We start from the raw sequence: 16,834 nt of genomic DNA on the forward strand, positions 1-16,834 counted from the left end.
CTTCACTGCACAGCTGGCGATTATGGGCCGCACGCTGCAGTGAAGGAAGCTTCGCCACGGCCGTTTACCCCTGTGTTTACCAATTTCCTACAACTTGGCGTGACGCACACCTCCGCTGCGTGATTTCGCCATCGCCGCCAGGCGCACCGCGACGTTGGCCGCACCATATCCGGCATAGCCGTTTTTGCGCTGGATGATTTCGAAGAAGAAGCGCCCTTCAAAGGGCTCGGTGTACACATGAAACAGCTCACCGCCCTGGGCATCGCGGTCATACAGCACGTTGTAATAGGCGAGCTCGCTGAGGAACTCGTCATCGAAATCAAAGCGTGCGGCGAGGTCATCGTAATAGTTGAGCGGGATGTCCAGCAGTGGTACGCCGGCGGCTTTGGCGCGACTGACCTCAGCGAACATATCGTCGCAATCAAAAGCAATGTGATGCACACCGGAGCCGCGATAACTGGACAAGGCGTGAGAGATGGCGGTGTTGCGGTTCTCGGAAATGTTCAGCGGCAAACGGATCGAACTGCATCGGCTGCGCAGCGCGCGGCTTTTTACCAGGCCGTAAGGGTCAGGCAACACCACTTCATCGTCGGCCTCGAAATCCAGCAGGCTCTTGTAGAACAGCACCCAACTGTCGAGGCTGTCCGCCGGCAGCGCCATCGCCATATGGTCGATCCTTTTCAGTCCGCCACCGGTGGCTGCCGTCGGATGCAGACTGAAGTCGGTGCCGTAGACATCGGCGTGTTCATCCACCAGATAAATCAGGCTGCCATCCGGCGCACGGACCGCCGCCAGTTCCAGTTCATTGGGGCCGACCAGCCCGCGATAGGGTTGCCCTTTGTACGCCACCGCTCGGGCCAGTGCACTGGCGCTGTCCTTGACCCGCACCGCAGTCGCACACAATGACGGCCCGTGCGCTTCAAAAAAACTGTGGGCAAACGAATAGGGTTCCGAGTTGAGGATCAGATTGATATCGCCCTGGCGCAGCAGCGTGACGTTCTTGGAGCGGTGCTCACCGGCCTTGACGAAACCCAGTCGCTCCAGCCAATGCGAGAGTTTGGCGCCAAGACTTTCGTCCACCGCGAACTCGAGAAACTCGACGCCGTCGTACTCACTGGCCGGTGGCGTGGCAAACAAAATGTCGAGGTTCGGCGTGGGCGTCGCTTGTTGCTGCAAACGTGCTCGGGTCTTCTCTTCCAGATACAGCAAGGAGCGCAGGCCATCGGCGGCATTGGCGCGTGGTGGCGCGGCGCGGAATCCGTCATTGAAAACTTCCAGCGACAGCGGTCCGGTGTAACCACTCTGGATAATCGGTGCGAGAAACCCCGGCAAGTCGAATTCGCCCTGTCCGGGGAAGCAACGAAAATGTCGGCTCCACTCCAGCACGTCCATCGCCAGGATCGGTGCGTCGGCCATTTGCACAAAGAAAATCTTCTCGCCGGGAATGTCCGCGATAGCCCGTGGATCACCCTTGAGCGACAAGGTATGAAAACTGTCCAGCAACACGCCCAGATTCGGATGGTCCGCCTGGCGGACGATATTCCAGACCTGTTGATAAGTGTTCACATGCCGGCCCCAGGCCAGTGCCTCATAACCGATCCGCAAGCCACGAGCCCCGGCGCGCTCGGCCAGCAGTCGCAAGTCATCGACCAGAATCTGCTCATCGCCAACGCTGTCGGCCGAAGCGTTGCTGCACACCAGCACCAGGTCGGTGCCCAGTTCCTGCATCAGGTCGAACTTGCGCTCGGCGCGTTCGAGGTTGCGCGGCAGGCGGTCGCGGCGACAGCCTTCGAAATCACGAAACGGTTGAAACAGGGTGATGGCGATGCCGAGGTCAGCACACATCTGTTTAATTTCACGCGGGCTGCCGTCGTAGTACAGCAGGTCATTTTCGAAAATTTCCACCCCATCGAAACCCGCAGCGGCAATGGCTTCGAGTTTTTCCGGCAGGGTACCGCTCAAGGAAACGGTGGCAATGGAACGCTGCATGTTTCGACTCCCGGTGGGATGGGCTGATCTTGTTGATTTTGTTCGAGGCGCCGCACGTTTTTTGGGTGTGCTGAGGCCAGGAGAATTATTGAGCCGGCCTGTTCATTGAGCAATTCAAAGTGTACCAACCGGTTAGTTTACTGTGCGATTATCGAACACAATGGCGGTTGGCGAATTGACGATTTTTCGCTCACTGCGCACCATCGACAGCACATCGAGTCCGGTCATCAACCACCGGTCGAAGTGACCAACGACCCAGAACACACCATAAAAAATTCAAAAATCGGGTACACGCTCATGCTTGCATTCAACGCCTTGCTCCGTTGCTCTCTCCTTCATTCCCCGTGCCTGGCGCCCGACCGCCAATCGCCTTCAGACCTTTCTGGCGCCTGCGACCGAACCCGGCCCGCACGCTGAACACGCGCTTTGGTTGCCTCAGCCAACACTGAGCCAACACAAACACTCAGCCGGTCAATCAGTGTTTTCACCCTGCGCATCTGCGCACCCCCGACGATTGATCACGCGCCCATGAAGTCCCGACGAGCCTTGCTTGTCAGTCATTGAACGGATGGCACAGATGATTCCTTCTCAGAGCTCTCACACAGAAAGCGCCCGCATAGCCCCGGCCATGGGCGTCGCGTCTGGCGGCATCGGCGACAAAATCCGCGGCGCCATGGCGGTCGGCAAAACCCGTTGGGGCATGCTGGCGCTGGTGTTTTTCGCCACCACCCTGAACTACATCGACCGCGCCGCGCTGGGCGTCATGCAGCCGATCCTGGCCAAGGAAATGAGCTGGACGGCGATGGACTACGCCAACATCAACTTCTGGTTTCAGGTCGGTTACGCCGTCGGCTTCGTGCTGCAAGGCCGGCTGATCGATCGGGTCGGTGTGAAGCGCGTGTTCTTCTGCGCGGTGCTGCTCTGGAGCCTGGCGACCGGCGCCCATGGCCTGGCGACCTCGGCCCTGGGCTTTATGGTCTGCCGCTTTATTCTCGGGCTGACCGAAGCCGCCAACTACCCGGCCTGCGTGAAGACCACCCGGCTGTGGTTCCCTGCCGGTGAGCGTGCCGTGGCCACTGGCATTTTCAATGCCGGGACCAACGTCGGCGCGATGTTCACGCCGATGCTGCTGCCGCTGATCCTCCACGCCTGGGGCTGGCAAGCCGCGTTCCTGTGCATGTCGGCACTGGGCGGGATCTGGCTGCTGTTCTGGGGCTTGAAGTACTTCAACCCGGAAGATCACCCGTCGGTGAAGCAATCGGAACTGGACTACATCCAGAACGAAGCCGAACCGGAACAAACCCGCGTACCGTTCTCGCGGATCCTGCGGATGCGTGGCACCTGGGCCTTCGCCCTCGCCTACTCGATGACCGCGCCGGTGTTCTGGTTCTACCTGTACTGGCTGCCACCGTTCCTCAACCAGCAATACAACCTGGGCATCAACGTGACCCAAATGGGTATTCCGCTGATCATCATCTATATGACGGCCGACTTCGGCAGCGTGGGCGGCGGCATTCTGTCCTCGTTCCTGATCGGCCGCGGGATCAACCCGATCAAGGCCCGGTTGATGTCCATGCTGCTGTTCGCCTGCTGCATCATCGGCGTCATCATGGCCGCCGGCTCCAGCAACCTGTGGGTCGCGGTGTTTGCCATCTCGCTGGCCATCGGCGCGCACCAGGCCTGGACCGCGAACATCTGGAGCCTGGTGATGGACTACACGCCCAAGCACATGATGAGCACGGTGTTCGGTTTCGGTGGCATGTGCGCCGCCATTGGCGGGATGTTCATGACCCAACTGGTCGGGCACATCCTGACCATCACCAATAACAACTACACCGTGCTGTTCACCATGATTCCGGCGATGTACTTCATTGCGCTGACCTGGCTGTACTTCATGGCACCGCGCAAGATTCCGCACCTCAAAGACTGATCCCACCCTCGCGCAGGCCTGATCCCGGGCCTGCGTCTCCTCCCGCTCAACGACGCCGCTGTTGCCAGGCGGCTGCCAGACCGCTGAGGCAAATGATCGCGATGCCGATCACCGTGGTCAGGCTTGGCGTGTGGGAAAACAGCAACCAACCCAGCAGTCCGGCAAACACGATCTGACAGTAACCAAAGGGTGCCAGCAGTGCCGGCGCCGCATGCCGAAACGCCTGAGTCAGCAGTAGATGCGCAGTCATCCCGAAGCCCCCCAGCGCCAGCATCAACAGCCCGTGGGTAAAGCTCGGCACTTGCCAGAACATCGGCACCAACGCGCTCATGACCAGGGTGTTGCACAAACCGGCAAAGAAGTTGCTGGTGGTCGGGCTGTCGACCTCGCTGAGTTTGCGCGTCAGCAGTTGGTAAAAGCAGAAGAACAACGCCGAGCAGAACGGCAGCAACACCGCCGGGGTAAATAATTCGCCGCCGGGGTGGACGATGATCAACACGCCGACAAACCCGCACATCACCGCCAGCCATTGCCCACGCGTCACCCGCTCACCGAGCAATGGCACCGACAATGCGGTCACCAGCACCGGTGCAAGAAAGTTGACCGCCGTAGCTTCCGCCAACGGGATGAACAACAAGCCAGTCGTGAACAGCAGGCTGGTACCGAGCAAGCACAACGCCCGCAGCAACTGCAGCAACGGGCGCTTGGTACGCAGGACACGCAGCCCGGACTGCGGTAGAAAAATCCCGGCCATCAGCAGCGTATGAACCAGATAACGCGCCCACACCACCATCACCACCGGATAGAAGCCCGACAGGTATTTCGACAAGGCGTCGTGAGTGGAAAACAGCAAGGTGGCGACAACAATCAGCAGAATGCCTTTGAACGGTTGATTGATACCGGAGAGCGGGGTGCTGAGCGTCATGGGGTATCCCTTGTGTCTTGCGTCAATGGTCAAAAACATCGCGCGCAAGGCACCATGGAATTTCAACAATCTAGAACTTGATTCCAGTTTCCTGAACAGTAAAAAGAAAAATGTGTTCGAACATCGCACTTTTCGGGATCTCCAGCTGCTCGGCCAGCACCTGCATCGGCAGGCCTCGCGGGTCGCTGGCAAGACTTTCCAGAACACTGAAGACGCGTTCGATTTGATTGCCGGCCATGGTGGGATTCCAGACGAAATCTGACCGATTCTAGAAGACAACGGGATGAATGCGAAATGTGGAACTGCGGCGTTCAACAACTGCCGGCGAGGGAACCCAACTGCCAGTGCGATGCCTGAGACGTTCGCCGAAGCTCGTCTGCAGCCACCGGTTTCGCAGGTGAATGCCATACTGCCTTTCATCCGGCATAGTCTGACGATCGGACTGGCAACGATCCCGCTCACCGGCAACACTCATCACCACGCTCAACCAGAGGATTCTCACATGCAAACCTTGCTCGGCGTATCCGCCAGGATCCAGGTCGCACGTCAACGGGGCCGGGTCAGTCAATGCAACACCTTCGCGGCGAAGAGCCTCTAAATGCATACGCGCTGGCTGCTGGTATTCGCGCTGTTATCGGGCAGCGCCAATCTCCTGGCTGCCGAGCATGCGGTCAAGGTCATCAGCCCTGGTCGGCTGAACATGGGCGACTCCGAACTGGCGGTTGGCGTGAGCCAATCATCACCGCAGATTCAGCGTGTGCTGATCGTGATTCATGGCCGTTTGCGCAACGCTGAAACCTACCGCCAGAGCGCGGAAAAAGCCGCTGAGCAGGCCGGACAAAGCGCGACTACCCTGGTGATCGCGCCACAGTTCCTCAATGAAACCGACATCGCACGCCATCAACTGCCCGACAGCCTGCTGCGCTGGCGCGGCGATGACTGGATGGCCGGCGATCTGTCCACCGGCCCGAGTCCGCTGAGCTCCTACGCGGTACTCGACAATATTCTGGAACGCCTGAGCGATCGCCAGCAGTTTCCAACGCTGAAAGAAATCGTCATTGCCGGCCACTCCGGTGGTGCGCAAGTGGTGCAACGTTATGCACTGCTCGGCCACGACCAGCCGGCCCTGCGAGCTGCAGGCATCAGCGTGCGCTACGTGATCGCCAACCCGTCTTCGTATGCGTATTTCGATGAGCAGCGACCGGTGCCGTTCAATGTTGCACGTTGCCCAGGTTTCAATGACTGGAAGTACGGACTTCTCAAGCTGCCGGACTACGCCAACGGGCAAACGGCGCAGCAATTGGAGCAAGGCTACGTTCAGCGCAACATCACTTATTTGCTGGGCCAGCGAGACACCAACCCCCATCATCCGGCATTGGACAGGAGTTGCGCCGCCGAGACGCAGGGCGCGTATCGGCTGATTCGTGGACACCACTATTTCGACTACTTGCAGCAGCGCCATCCCGAAGGACTGAATCAGCGGCTGATCGAAGCGCCCGGCGTCGGGCATAACGGGGACAAGATGTTCACCTCACCCGAGGGGCAGAAGGCGTTGTTTCAGTAGCTGGAAGTATGTCGCCTGATATGGACCCATCGCGAGCCTGCTCGCGATAGCGGTTAACCAGACAACAAATCCCTCAAGCCAACAGCATCTGCCGCAATTCCACACAATCCTGCGCATACCAATCGGCCAACTCTGGCCACGGATTCTCCGGCAGGTTCACCAACACCGTCCGTGCGCCCGCCGCGCGCCCGCAATCCAGGTCAAAGCGATAATCACCGACCATCACCAGCTCGCTTGGCGCCACGTCCCAGGCCTCGGCCAGCTTCAGCAAACCACCCGGATGCGGTTTGGGCGGTGCTTCATCACGTCCCAGCACATCCTCCACCGCAAAGCAGTCAGCCAGGCCGATCGCCTCAAGCGTGACATGGGCCAGTTCACGAGCATTGCGCGTGAGAATGCCGAGGCGATAGCCGCGTCCGGCCAGCTCACGCACCAGTTCCACAGCGCCGGGTGCCGGTTTGGAGCCCAAGGCCAGGTCCCGCTCATGCTCCAGCAGCCAGGCGTGTTTCGCCGCGGCTTCATCGGCCGGCAGCGCCGCGAGGTGGGTGAGGATGTCGTGCTCAGCGGGAATCGCCAGCGCCTGGCGAATCGCCACGAAATCGTGCACGGCAATGGTCAGCGTGCCGTCCATGTCGAACACCCAATGCCGCACCTCGGAGAGACTCATGCCCAATCCTTGCGATGACGAATCAGGCCTTCCTGAGTGACCGACGCTACCAGTTTGCCGGCGCGGTTGAACACGCTGCCACGGGAGAAACCACGAGAATTGCCGGCCCATGGGCTGTCCATGGCGTACAGCAACCAGTCATCGGCGCGCAGGTCGGCGTGGAACCACAAGGCGTGATCGAGGCTGGCGACTTGCATATCTTTCTGCCAGACCGACTTGCCGTGCGGCAACATCGATGTAACCAGCAATCCGAAATCAGAGGCGTAGGCCAACAGGTATTTGTGCAGCGCTGGCGAGTCGGCCAACGCACCGTCGGTGCGGAACCAGACGTACTGGACCGGATCTTCCGGTTGTGGGTTGTAGGGGTCTCTTTTCGTCACCGGGCGAAACTCGATCGGCTTGGGGTACAGCAGTTTTTCGCGCATGTGCTCGGGAATCAAATGCGCGCGTTGCTGGGTGATTTCCAGCTCGGACGGCAGGTTTTCCGGTCCGACCACCTGCGGCATCGTCGTCTGGTGTTCGAAGCCTTCTTCGTCGTACTGGAACGACGCGCTGCACGTGAAGATCGGGTTGCCCTTCTGGATCGCCGTCACGCGGCGGGTGCTGAAGCTGCCACCATCGCGCACTCGATCCACCTGGTAGACAACCGGCATACCCGCATCGCCCGGACGCAGGAAATAACCGTGCATCGAATGCACATGGCGCGCGTCTTCGACCGTCTGGCTGGCTGCGGAAAGGGACTGGCCCAATACCTGGCCGCCGAACAGCTGACGAAAACCCAGGTCCTGGCTACGACCGCGAAACAGGTTTTCTTCGATCGGTTCCAGGGTCAGCAAGTCGACCAGATCATCCAACACATGGCTCATTCAGACTCTCCTCACACAGAGCAATGCCGCCCAGTCTTGGCTGCGACGGTCGATTCAGATAGTGGCCAGGGCCAACCATGAGCCCATTGTAAACATCCCGGCGAGCTTATCCATGCAAGGTTTCCAACCACTGCTCGCGGGTAATGCGGTACAGCACATGGTGACGCAACGGATCCTCACGCCCGACCCTTGGGTGTTCGAAATCCGCCGACGGGTCGTAATGCATACCGATCGCCTGCATGACTTTCTGCGAAGGCAGGTTGGCTTCGGTGGTAAACGCCACGATTTCGTCCAGCGCCAAACGGTCAAAGCCGCAACGCAGAGCGGTCCAGGCCGCTTCACTGGCGTAACCCAACCCCCAGTGCTCACGGGCCAGGCGCCAGCCGATTTCAGTCGCCGGGGTGAAAGAAGCCTCGAACCCGACCACCGCCAATCCGGTAAAACCGATAAACGCGCCGGTGTCCTTGCGCTCCAGCGCCCAGAAGCCATAACCATGCTCCGCGAAATGACCACGGATTCGCCCGATCAATGCCGCGCTTTCCAGACGGCTCAAGGGTGCCGGAAAGTAGCGCATGACCTGTGGGTCGGCGCACATCGCCGCAAACGCCGGCAAATCCTCATCGCGCCATTGGCGCATCAGCAGCCGCGCGCTTTCGAGTTGCAGTATCGGCTCCATCGTTCCCCCTCCGTTCCCCTGCAAACAAGTCTACATCGCTGGTAGGATCCTTCACTCATTCACTCATTCACTCCATGAAATCGCCATGTCGCTGCCGCTGATTTACCACGAAGACTACAGCCCCGAGTTCCCGGCGGAACATCGCTTTCCCATGGACAAGTTCCGACTGCTGCGCGATCACCTGGTGGACAGTGGTTTGACCCAGGATCAGCAGTTGCTGCGCCCGGAAATCTGCCCGACCGAGATTCTCGCCCTCGCCCATGACCCTGCGTATATCGAACGCTATATGGGCGGCGAGTTGTCCCGCGAAGACCAACGGCGGCTCGGCCTGCCGTGGAACGAAGCACTGGCCCGACGCACCGTGCGCGCGGTTGGCGGCTCATTGCTGGCCGCCGAACAGGCCCTGGAACACGGCATGGCCTGTCATCTGGCCGGCGGCACGCATCACGCTCATTACGATCACCCGGCGGGTTTCTGCATCTTCAATGACCTGGCGGTGATCAGCCATTACCTGCTGGAAAGCGGCCGCGTCGGTCGGGTGCTGATCTTCGACTGCGACGTGCACCAAGGCGATGGAACTGCACGAATACTGGAACATACCCCGGACGCGGTGACGGTTTCCCTTCATTGCGAAAAGAACTTTCCCGCACGCAAGGCCAAAAGCGATTGGGACATTCCGCTGCCCATGGGCATGGGCGATCAGGACTACTTGAAAGTGGTCGACGACGCGCTGAATTACCTGCTGCCGCTCTATCAGCCCGACCTGGTGCTGTATGACGCCGGTGTCGATGTGCATAAAGATGACGCGCTGGGCTACCTGAAACTGACCGATGAAGGCGTCGCTGCCCGCGACGAAAGCGTACTGCGCCATTGCCTGGGGCGCGACATCCCGGTGGTCGGGGTGATCGGCGGCGGCTACAGCAAGGACCGCAAGGCTCTGGCGCGACGCCATGGCATCCTCCATCACAGCGCACAACGGGTCTGGCAGTCATCAGGTTGTCACTGAGGTGTGGATGCTTTACCCACAATGCCTGTGGAACGGCCTGTGGATAACCTGAGTGAAAGGACCTACAGGCTATAGCGCGTATAGCCTGTAAGCCATTGAGCGTTTTTTAACCAGCTCAAACCCATACCCCCCGTAGCAGTCCTGCAGCGTATTTCAAAGGTGTGCTGATAGAATGCCCGCCCTATTCCGCCGAACCGCAGCTCACGCCATGACCCAGCCCTCCGCCAACCGCCCTCACCACGTCGCCATCATCGGTGGCGGCCCTGCCGGTCTGATGGCCGCCGAGGTGCTGAGCCAGGCCGGGGTCAAGGTCGATCTGTACGACGGCATGCCCTCGGTAGGTCGCAAATTCCTGCTGGCCGGCGTCGGTGGCATGAACATTACTCATTCCGAAGCCTACCCGGCATTTCTGGCGCGTTACGCCGAGCGCGCTCCGCGCATCGCCCCGTTGCTGCGCGAATTCGGGGCTGAGGCCTTGTGCCAGTGGATTCATGGGTTGGGTATCGAAACGTTCATCGGCAGCTCTGGCCGTGTGTTTCCGACCGACATGAAAGCCGCCCCGCTACTGCGCGCCTGGCTCAAACGCCTGCGCGATGCCGGCGTTGTTATCCACACCCGCCACCGTTGGCTGGGCTGGAACGCCGATGGCAGCCTGCGTATCGATAGCCCCGAGGGCCAGAAGGCGATCAGCGCCGATGCGCTGTTACTGGCGCTGGGTGGCGGCAGTTGGTCGCGTTTGGGCTCGGATGGCGCCTGGATGCTGCCGCTGGAACAACGCGGAGTCGCCCTGGCGCCGCTGCAACCGAGCAATTGCGGATTCGAGGTGAAGGCCTGGAGCGAGCTGATGGTCAGCAAATTCGCCGGGGCCCCGCTGAAAAATATCGCCATTGGCCTCAACGACGATGTCCCGCGACTCGGCGAATGCGTGATCACTGCCACCGGCATCGAAGGCAGTTTGATTTACGCGTTGTCGGCGCCGATCCGCGAGACCATCAATCAGACCGGCTCGGCAACCATCCACCTCGACCTGCTGCCTGGCCGGCCTGTGGATAAAATCCAGGCGGCGCTGAGCAAACCCCGTGGTTCACGCTCCATGGCCAAACACCTGCACAGCCAACTCGGCCTCGACGGGGTCAAAGCGGCACTGTTGCGCGAACTGACACCGGCCGAATGCTTCACTGACCCGCTTTTGCTGGCCAGCGCCATCAAGGCCTTGCCTCTGACACTGGTCAACACCCGCCCATTGGACGAAGCCATCAGCAGCGCCGGCGGCGTGACGTTCGAAGCGATGAATGAAAAGCTGATGCTCAAGCAATTGCCTGGCGTGTTCTGCGCGGGGGAAATGCTCGATTGGGAAGCGCCAACGGGTGGCTATCTACTGACCGCGTGCTTCGCCAGTGGGCGAGCGGCGGGGCTGGGGATCGTGGAGTGGTTGCAGCGCAGGATGTAATTCGTCGCTAATCGTTCCCACGCTCTGCGTGGGAACGATCATTGTCGGGGGGGCTTAAGGCTTACGCTTCCGCGGCCCGGTATTGAACACCGGTACTTTGCGCACAGGCTTGATCGAAGGTTCCGGCGCCGAAGCATCACCGCTTTCCACCCACTTGCCGAGGTTGCGTTTGCTGCCCCCGGAGACTTTTGGCTTCTTCGGTTTTTTCGGCTTCTTGACCACCTGACCGCTGGCATCGGTGTCCGGCACGCGGTGTTCAGGCTCGAAGTCCTGCTCCATGTGGCGGGTCAACGTCTGACGCGTCAGCATCTCGATGGCCGACAGCTGATTCACTTCATCGGCACACACCAGCGAAATCGCCTCGCCGGTCGCGCCTGCACGGCCGGTGCGACCGATACGGTGGATGTAGTCCTCGGCGACGATTGGCAGGTCGAAGTTCACCACCAGTGGCAAGTCTTCGATATCCAGACCACGGGCCGCGACGTCAGTGGCGACCAGAATCTGCACTTCGCTGGCCTTGAAACGGTCCAGTGCACGCTGGCGCGTAGCTTGCGGTTTGTCGCCGTGGATGCCATCGGCATTCACGCCCAGGCCCTGGAGTTTCTCCACCAACGCGTCCACGCCGTTGCGGGTCTTGGCAAACACCAGCACCTGCTTCCAGCGATTCTTGCGCAGCAAGTGAATGAACAGCTCGGCCTTGCGCTTCTTGTCGACCGTGACCACCCATTGTTTGACGGTATTGGCGGCAACGTTACGCGGGCTGACTTCGATGCTCAGCGGATCATTGAGCATTTTTCCGGCCAACTCGCGAATCGCATCGGAGAAGGTCGCGGAGAACAGCAGCGTCTGACGTTTTTTCGGCAGCGCCTTGTAAATGTTCGCCAGCTCTTCGGAGAAACCCAGATCGAGCATGCGGTCGGCTTCGTCCAGCACCAGGGTTTGCAACTGGTTGAACTTCAGCGCGTTCTGGCGGAACAGATCCAGCAGGCGACCAGGCGTGGCGACCAATAGATCGACGCCTTTGCGCAGCTTCATCATTTGCGGGTTGATGCTGACGCCGCCGTACACCGCGTAGGTGCTCAGCGGCAGGTTCTCGGCATACTGACGCACGCTTTCATGAACCTGCTCAGCCAGCTCGCGGGTTGGCACCAGAATCAGCGCGCGTACCGAGTTACTGGTGACTTTCGGCCCTTCCATGGCCAGCAATTGCAACAGCGGCACAGCGAAACCAGCGGTCTTGCCGGTACCGGTCTGGGCGGCAGCCATCAGGTCGCGACCGGCCAGCACCGCCGGAATGGCTTGCGTCTGCACTGGGGTCGGAGTCTGGTAGCCGAGCGTCTCAAGGGCGCGCAGCAAGGGTTCGATCAGGCCAAGAGTGGCGAAAGTCATGGGAATACCGTAGGAAAAATCAGCGCGAGTGTGCAATGGCGCGCAGTTTACCCTAATTCACACGGGATTCTGTCGGCACCAGGACCGCAGGCCGCTCAGGAGCACGTCGCCACTGCGGCAGACTGATCAGCACCACGGCACTGATGATCACCGCCATCGCCAAAGCCTCTTCGATACCGATGCTCTCTCCAGCAAAAACGATCCCCAACAACACCGCCACTGCCGGGTTGACGTAGGCATAACTGGTGGCCGCCGCCGGACGGACGTTTTTCAGCAAATACATGTAGGCGTTGAAGCCGACGATCGAACCGAACACCGCCAGGTACATCATCGCGACCCACCCCTCGAGTGGCGGCAAGCTTTGCAGCTGTTCGCCAGTCAGCGCGCTGCCGATCAACAACACCACGCCGCCGACCAGCATTTGCGCCGCACTGGACATCGCGCCCTGAGGCATTGGCAAATGTTTGCTCCAAACCGAACCAAACGCCCAGGCTGCCGCCGCAGCAATCAGCAGCACAGCCCCCAAAGGGCTCGATTGCAGATTGGAGCCCAGGTTGAGCATGGCAATACCGATCAGCCCGAGCACAATCCCCGCCCATTCCAGACGAGTATTACGCGTGCCCCAGAAATACCCGCAGAGCAAGGTAAACAACGGCACTGTCGCCAACGCCAAGGCCGCAACGCCAGAGGCCACGCCCGTGTGCTCGGCCATGCTGACCGCGCCGTTGCCAAAACTGAGTAACAAAATCCCGATCAGCCCCGCCGCCTTCCACTGCGGCCAAGTCGGTGCTGGCACACCGCGCCAGCGCAGGAAGGCGTACATCAGCGTCCCGCCGACAATAAAACGAATGCCGCCAAGCATCAGCGGCGGCCAGTACTGCACGCCGATGCGTATCACCAGATAGGTCGATCCCCAGATCACGTACAACGCAAAAAAAGCACCCATCAGCGGTAACGGAAAACGGCGTAGGCCTGGCATGGGACGCTCGAAGGCAGGACAAGGAGAGCGTTATTTTAGAAAGCCGACGGACGGAACTTAAGTTACAAAACCTGTTTATAAGGCCAGTACACTTTTCAAAGTACCACCGCGTCACATCAAGAGCGGACGCGGAGCGTCCAGTGAGGCATTCCCACGCAGGAGCGTGGGAACGATCATTCACTCCGCGTGGGAACGATCAAGCTTAGAATCCGCGATGGCGCTTGAGGTGTTCGTTGATCTTCGCCGCTGGCACTTTCTGCAAGCTGCACAGCAAGTCATGGGACAACTCGCGCAAGCCGTGTTTCTGCCGCAGCTCTTGCGCCAGATGCGCGGTGAGGTTGGCGGCCATTTCCGCATCGGCCATGGCCCGGTGAGCCTGACCGGTGTGGGGCAATTGGGCGAAGGTGGTCAGGGTGCCGAGTTTGTGGTTCGGTGCAGCCGGCATCAGGCGGCGGGCGAGTAACAGCGAGCAGGCAAAGTTCTGCAAGCGTGTGCGTTTGATCCGCCCCAGCTCAAAGTCCCAGAACTTCTGGTCGAAGGCGGCGTTGTGGGCCAGCAGCGGCGTGATACCGACGAATTCGTTGACCTCATTCATCACCTGCTCGGCCGAGGGTGCAGTGCGCAGCATGGCGTTGCTGATACCGGTCAGTTGCTCGATGAAGGCCGGAATACGCACGCCGGCGTTCATCAGGCTTTGGTAACGGTCGACAATGCGCCCCTGTTCAAGAATCACCACGGCAATTTCCGTGGCCCGGCACGTGCTGCTCGGGGAGATTCCGGTGGTTTCGAAGTCGATGACAGCTATGCGTTCCAAACCTGTTCCTTGCGTTCAATAATCAGCTTTTAAGCAGCATCAGTTTTTAAGCAGCAGCGCGCCTTCGATCGGCACATAACGGCTGGCCGCGCGAATCAGCGAATTGGCGGTGAGCCCCGGTACGCCATAGGCCACTGCTTCAACACCGTGCTTGGCGATGATCCGCTCCAGCAACATGTCGAAATCACCGTCCCCCGAGGCCAGTACCACTTCGTCGACGTGATCGGCGGCATCCATGATGTCGAGGGTGATGCCCACGTCCCAGTCGCCCTTGGCCGAGCCATCGCTGCGCTGGATGTAGGGCTTGAGCTTCACGATGAAACCGAGGTTGCGCAGGATCTGCTGGAATTGCTGCTGCTTGCTGTCGCCGCGATCGATGGCATAGGCATAGGCCTCGACGATCTGCCCGCGCTGACTGACGTCAGCCCAGAGGGCGGCGTAGTTGAAATGACAACCGTAGGCCTGGCGCACGGTGTAATAGAGGTTTTGGACATCGGCGAACACCGCGATCTTCTTCACCGCAAATCCTCATGGCGCACAAGCGCAGGCGATTGATCAGACCCAAGGTCCGAAAAGTCGCCCAGTATGCCAGTCAGAAGGATTTTTCCGCGAACAATCAGTCCGGGGCGCGACAACGCCCCGGACGAACGGCGTATCAGACGAAGGAATCGTCGTCATCGCCAAACAACGATGAGTCATCATCGCTGTAGTCGGTGTCGGCCAGCCCGCCCTGGTCGTTGTTGCTCCAGGAGTCGTTGTTGGCCAGGCGCTCGCTGTCATTCACTTGAGCCGGCTCTTCCTTGATGACTTCAACGATTTGCTGCGGTTGCTGCTGGTTGCTGTGGAACAGGCTACTGATACCTTCTGCCAGCATCACGCCACCCGCCACGCCGGCTGCGGTTTTCAAGGCGCCACCAAGGAAACTGCTGCCGGCTGCCGGCGCCTGCTGCTGCGGGGCGGCGTAGTTCTGTTGGGGTGCACCAAAGCCCTGCTGTGGCGCGCCATAGTTTTGTGGCGGTGGCGCAGAAGGCCGCGCCGGTTCACGCCAGCCGCCGCTCGACACTGGAGCGCTTTGGGCCGGTGCAGGCTGCGGATCACGGGAGCCGCCGAAGATGCTCGACAGGAAACCACCGCCGCTGTTGCTCGGGGCCGGTGCGGCGGCCTGGGCCTTGGCTTGTTGCAGTTCGGCTTGCAGTTGCTGAATTTGCTGGGTGAGCTGTTTGTTTTGCTCGTCGAGGCTCTTGATCGCCGCCTCTTGCACCAGAATCGCCTGAGTCATGAAATAGCCCGCTGCTGGCTGGCGGCTCAGGTGTTCCTTGATCCGCGCCTCGGCCAGAGCATCGCGTGGGGCTGAATCCGTTTCGGCCTGTTGCAGCCGTGAAAACAGTCCATCGATCAGGGTTTGTTCTTCGCTGTTCATGGCGACCTCATAGATTGCCGGAAAATCGTTGCCCTTTTCCCTTATGGATAAGGTGCCCCCTAGTTATGGGGCTGTTGCTGATTGTTTCAATGGCCTTTACCGAACGTTTACGTTTGCTCGACTGCCGGTCGCATCGGTTACAGTGTCGACATACTCTGTAATCAGCGAAAGCGACCGATGAATCCGTTAGACGTACTCCGCGACTCCCTGTATTTCTTCCAGCGCAACCTGGGCCGCATCGTGCCGCTGTGTCTGCCGTTGGTCGTGCTTGAAGCCTTGCTTCAGCAACTGGTCGACCACTCCCAGGGGCCAGACGCCTTTCCCGGTTATAGCGTGATTATCGGGTTGCTGGTGTATCCGCTGTACACCGCCGCGCTGATCCTGTTTCTCGATGCCCGCAGCCGTGGCGAATCGCCGCGCACCCTGGACCTGTTGTCGGCGTCGGTCAGCCTGTGGCCGCGCTTTGCATTGCTGACGGCGGTCAACACCTTGCTGATTCTGGTGGGGTTGTCGCTGTATTTCCTGCCAGGCATATGGCTGATGGTGATGCTCGCCTTTGCCGAATACCTGCTGGTGCTGCGCAACATGCAACCACTGGAGGCCATCCGGGAAAGCATGCGCCTGGCCCGTGGCAATTTCCTGCGCATCCTGCTGTGCATTCTCTGCGTGATGGGCCCGTTGTGGATACTCAAAGGTGCGAGCATGGCCATCTACCCGGAGCCGCAGAACCCGGCACTGTCGCTGATCATCGAAAGCGTCCACAGCTTTCTGCAACTGTTCACCAGCGTGGTGCTGTTTCGTCTGTTCATGTTGATCAGCGAGGCCCCCGACAAAACCGAAGGCAGCGCCTGACAGCTCTGCCCTTGGGGTCTAGGGGGCGTTCTCAATTAGTTTCCCCGCCGCGTTGTCGCCTTAAAGCGGGCCAGGCAAGGCGCAGGCCGCGGGGAATGGTCGCTCCCTTTCCAAGGCCTGCAACGCAGCCTGGCCCGCTTTAAGGCACAACCCGAAGGGCCGGGCCTGCTGTTGTGCAGGGCTGCGTTGCTCGAAGCTTATTTGGAATGACCAAACCACGCTTCTCGCGCCTTGCCCTGCACAACAGCAGACCCGGCGCGGCGTGGAAACTAATTGAGAATGCCCCCTAGGCCCGCCTCGGTTATGC

General features: G+C 60.1%; 15 protein-coding genes and 1 pseudogene. 5 read left to right on the plus strand and 11 right to left on the minus strand.

The window, feature by feature from the left end; translation table 11 throughout:
• Nucleotides 1-87: 87 nt before the first annotated feature.
• Nucleotides 88-1,989: a 3-dehydroshikimate dehydratase QuiC gene (quiC, locus tag FPT12_RS11310; protein WP_145016332.1), complete on the minus strand. Its 1,902-nt coding sequence runs from the start codon at nt 1,987-1,989 to the stop codon at nt 88-90.
• 628 nt (nt 1,990-2,617) lie between these two features.
• Between quiC and FPT12_RS11315 the strand changes: the two genes are divergently transcribed.
• On the plus strand, nt 2,618-3,919 hold the full coding sequence (locus tag FPT12_RS11315) for an MFS transporter (protein ID WP_256676712.1): 1,302 nt from the start codon (nt 2,618-2,620) through the stop codon (nt 3,917-3,919).
• A gap of 46 nt (nt 3,920-3,965) precedes the next feature.
• Here the strand turns inward: FPT12_RS11315 and FPT12_RS11320 are convergent, their stop codons facing one another.
• Complete coding sequence (locus FPT12_RS11320) at nt 3,966-4,844, minus strand: DMT family transporter (protein WP_145016334.1); 879 nt, start codon at nt 4,842-4,844, stop codon at nt 3,966-3,968.
• 124 nt (nt 4,845-4,968) lie between these two features.
• Nucleotides 4,969-5,082 (minus strand): annotated as a pseudogene (locus tag FPT12_RS11325) (helix-turn-helix domain-containing protein); the annotation flags it as partial.
• A gap of 360 nt (nt 5,083-5,442) precedes the next feature.
• Between FPT12_RS11325 and FPT12_RS11330 the strand changes: the two are divergent.
• Nucleotides 5,443-6,408 (plus strand): alpha/beta hydrolase, encoded by a 966-nt coding sequence (locus FPT12_RS11330; protein WP_145016335.1) that lies wholly within the window; start codon nt 5,443-5,445, stop codon nt 6,406-6,408.
• 73 nt (nt 6,409-6,481) lie between these two features.
• On the opposite strand, the gene FPT12_RS11335 is transcribed toward FPT12_RS11330, so the two are convergent.
• From FPT12_RS11335 to FPT12_RS11345, 3 genes are all read right to left on the minus strand, one after another.
• Nucleotides 6,482-7,075 (minus strand): HAD family hydrolase, encoded by a 594-nt coding sequence (locus FPT12_RS11335; RefSeq protein ID WP_145016336.1) that lies wholly within the window; start codon nt 7,073-7,075, stop codon nt 6,482-6,484.
• Nucleotides 7,072-7,941 carry an acyl-CoA thioesterase II gene (tesB, locus tag FPT12_RS11340; RefSeq protein ID WP_145016337.1) on the minus strand — a complete coding sequence of 290 codons (870 nt, stop codon included), beginning with the start codon at nt 7,939-7,941 and terminating at the stop codon, nt 7,072-7,074. Before tesB ends, FPT12_RS11335 begins: the two co-directional genes overlap by 4 nt.
• Nucleotides 7,942-8,047: 106 nt before the next feature.
• Nucleotides 8,048-8,617 carry a GNAT family N-acetyltransferase gene (locus FPT12_RS11345; RefSeq protein ID WP_145016338.1) on the minus strand — a complete coding sequence of 190 codons (570 nt, stop codon included), beginning with the start codon at nt 8,615-8,617 and terminating at the stop codon, nt 8,048-8,050.
• A gap of 85 nt (nt 8,618-8,702) precedes the next feature.
• Between FPT12_RS11345 and FPT12_RS11350 the strand changes: the two genes are divergently transcribed.
• Complete coding sequence (locus FPT12_RS11350) at nt 8,703-9,623, plus strand: histone deacetylase (RefSeq protein ID WP_145016339.1); 921 nt, start codon at nt 8,703-8,705, stop codon at nt 9,621-9,623.
• 208 nt (nt 9,624-9,831) lie between these two features.
• Nucleotides 9,832-11,073, plus strand: a complete 1,242-nt coding sequence (locus tag FPT12_RS11355) for a TIGR03862 family flavoprotein (RefSeq protein ID WP_178098720.1) — start codon at nt 9,832-9,834, stop codon at nt 11,071-11,073.
• A 54-nt stretch (nt 11,074-11,127) separates the two neighbouring features.
• Here the strand turns inward: FPT12_RS11355 and FPT12_RS11360 are convergent, their stop codons facing one another.
• The 5 genes from FPT12_RS11360 to FPT12_RS11380 form a co-directional block, all read right to left on the minus strand.
• Nucleotides 11,128-12,462, minus strand: coding sequence for a DEAD/DEAH box helicase (locus FPT12_RS11360; RefSeq protein WP_145016341.1), 1,335 nt, complete (start codon nt 12,460-12,462; stop codon nt 11,128-11,130).
• A gap of 52 nt (nt 12,463-12,514) precedes the next feature.
• Nucleotides 12,515-13,441 carry a drug/metabolite exporter YedA gene (gene yedA, locus FPT12_RS11365; RefSeq protein ID WP_145016342.1) on the minus strand — a complete coding sequence of 309 codons (927 nt, stop codon included), beginning with the start codon at nt 13,439-13,441 and terminating at the stop codon, nt 12,515-12,517.
• A 202-nt stretch (nt 13,442-13,643) separates the two neighbouring features.
• Nucleotides 13,644-14,255 carry a PolC-type DNA polymerase III gene (locus FPT12_RS11370; RefSeq protein ID WP_123584480.1) on the minus strand — a complete coding sequence of 204 codons (612 nt, stop codon included), beginning with the start codon at nt 14,253-14,255 and terminating at the stop codon, nt 13,644-13,646.
• 39 nt (nt 14,256-14,294) lie between these two features.
• Nucleotides 14,295-14,774, minus strand: a complete 480-nt coding sequence (locus FPT12_RS11375; RefSeq protein ID WP_019691557.1) for an NYN domain-containing protein — start codon at nt 14,772-14,774, stop codon at nt 14,295-14,297.
• A 136-nt stretch (nt 14,775-14,910) separates the two neighbouring features.
• Nucleotides 14,911-15,675: a DUF2076 domain-containing protein gene (locus tag FPT12_RS11380; protein ID WP_145016343.1), complete on the minus strand. Its 765-nt coding sequence runs from the start codon at nt 15,673-15,675 to the stop codon at nt 14,911-14,913.
• 177 nt (nt 15,676-15,852) lie between these two features.
• On the opposite strand from FPT12_RS11380, the gene FPT12_RS11385 reads away from it, so the two are divergent.
• Nucleotides 15,853-16,527: a YciC family protein gene (locus FPT12_RS11385; protein ID WP_145016344.1), complete on the plus strand. Its 675-nt coding sequence runs from the start codon at nt 15,853-15,855 to the stop codon at nt 16,525-16,527.
• Nucleotides 16,528-16,834 lie beyond the last annotated feature (307 nt).

The sequence above is a fragment of the Pseudomonas sp. H3(2019) genome (genome assembly GCF_007713465.1).
Classification (GTDB): Bacteria; Pseudomonadota; Gammaproteobacteria; order Pseudomonadales; family Pseudomonadaceae; genus Aquipseudomonas.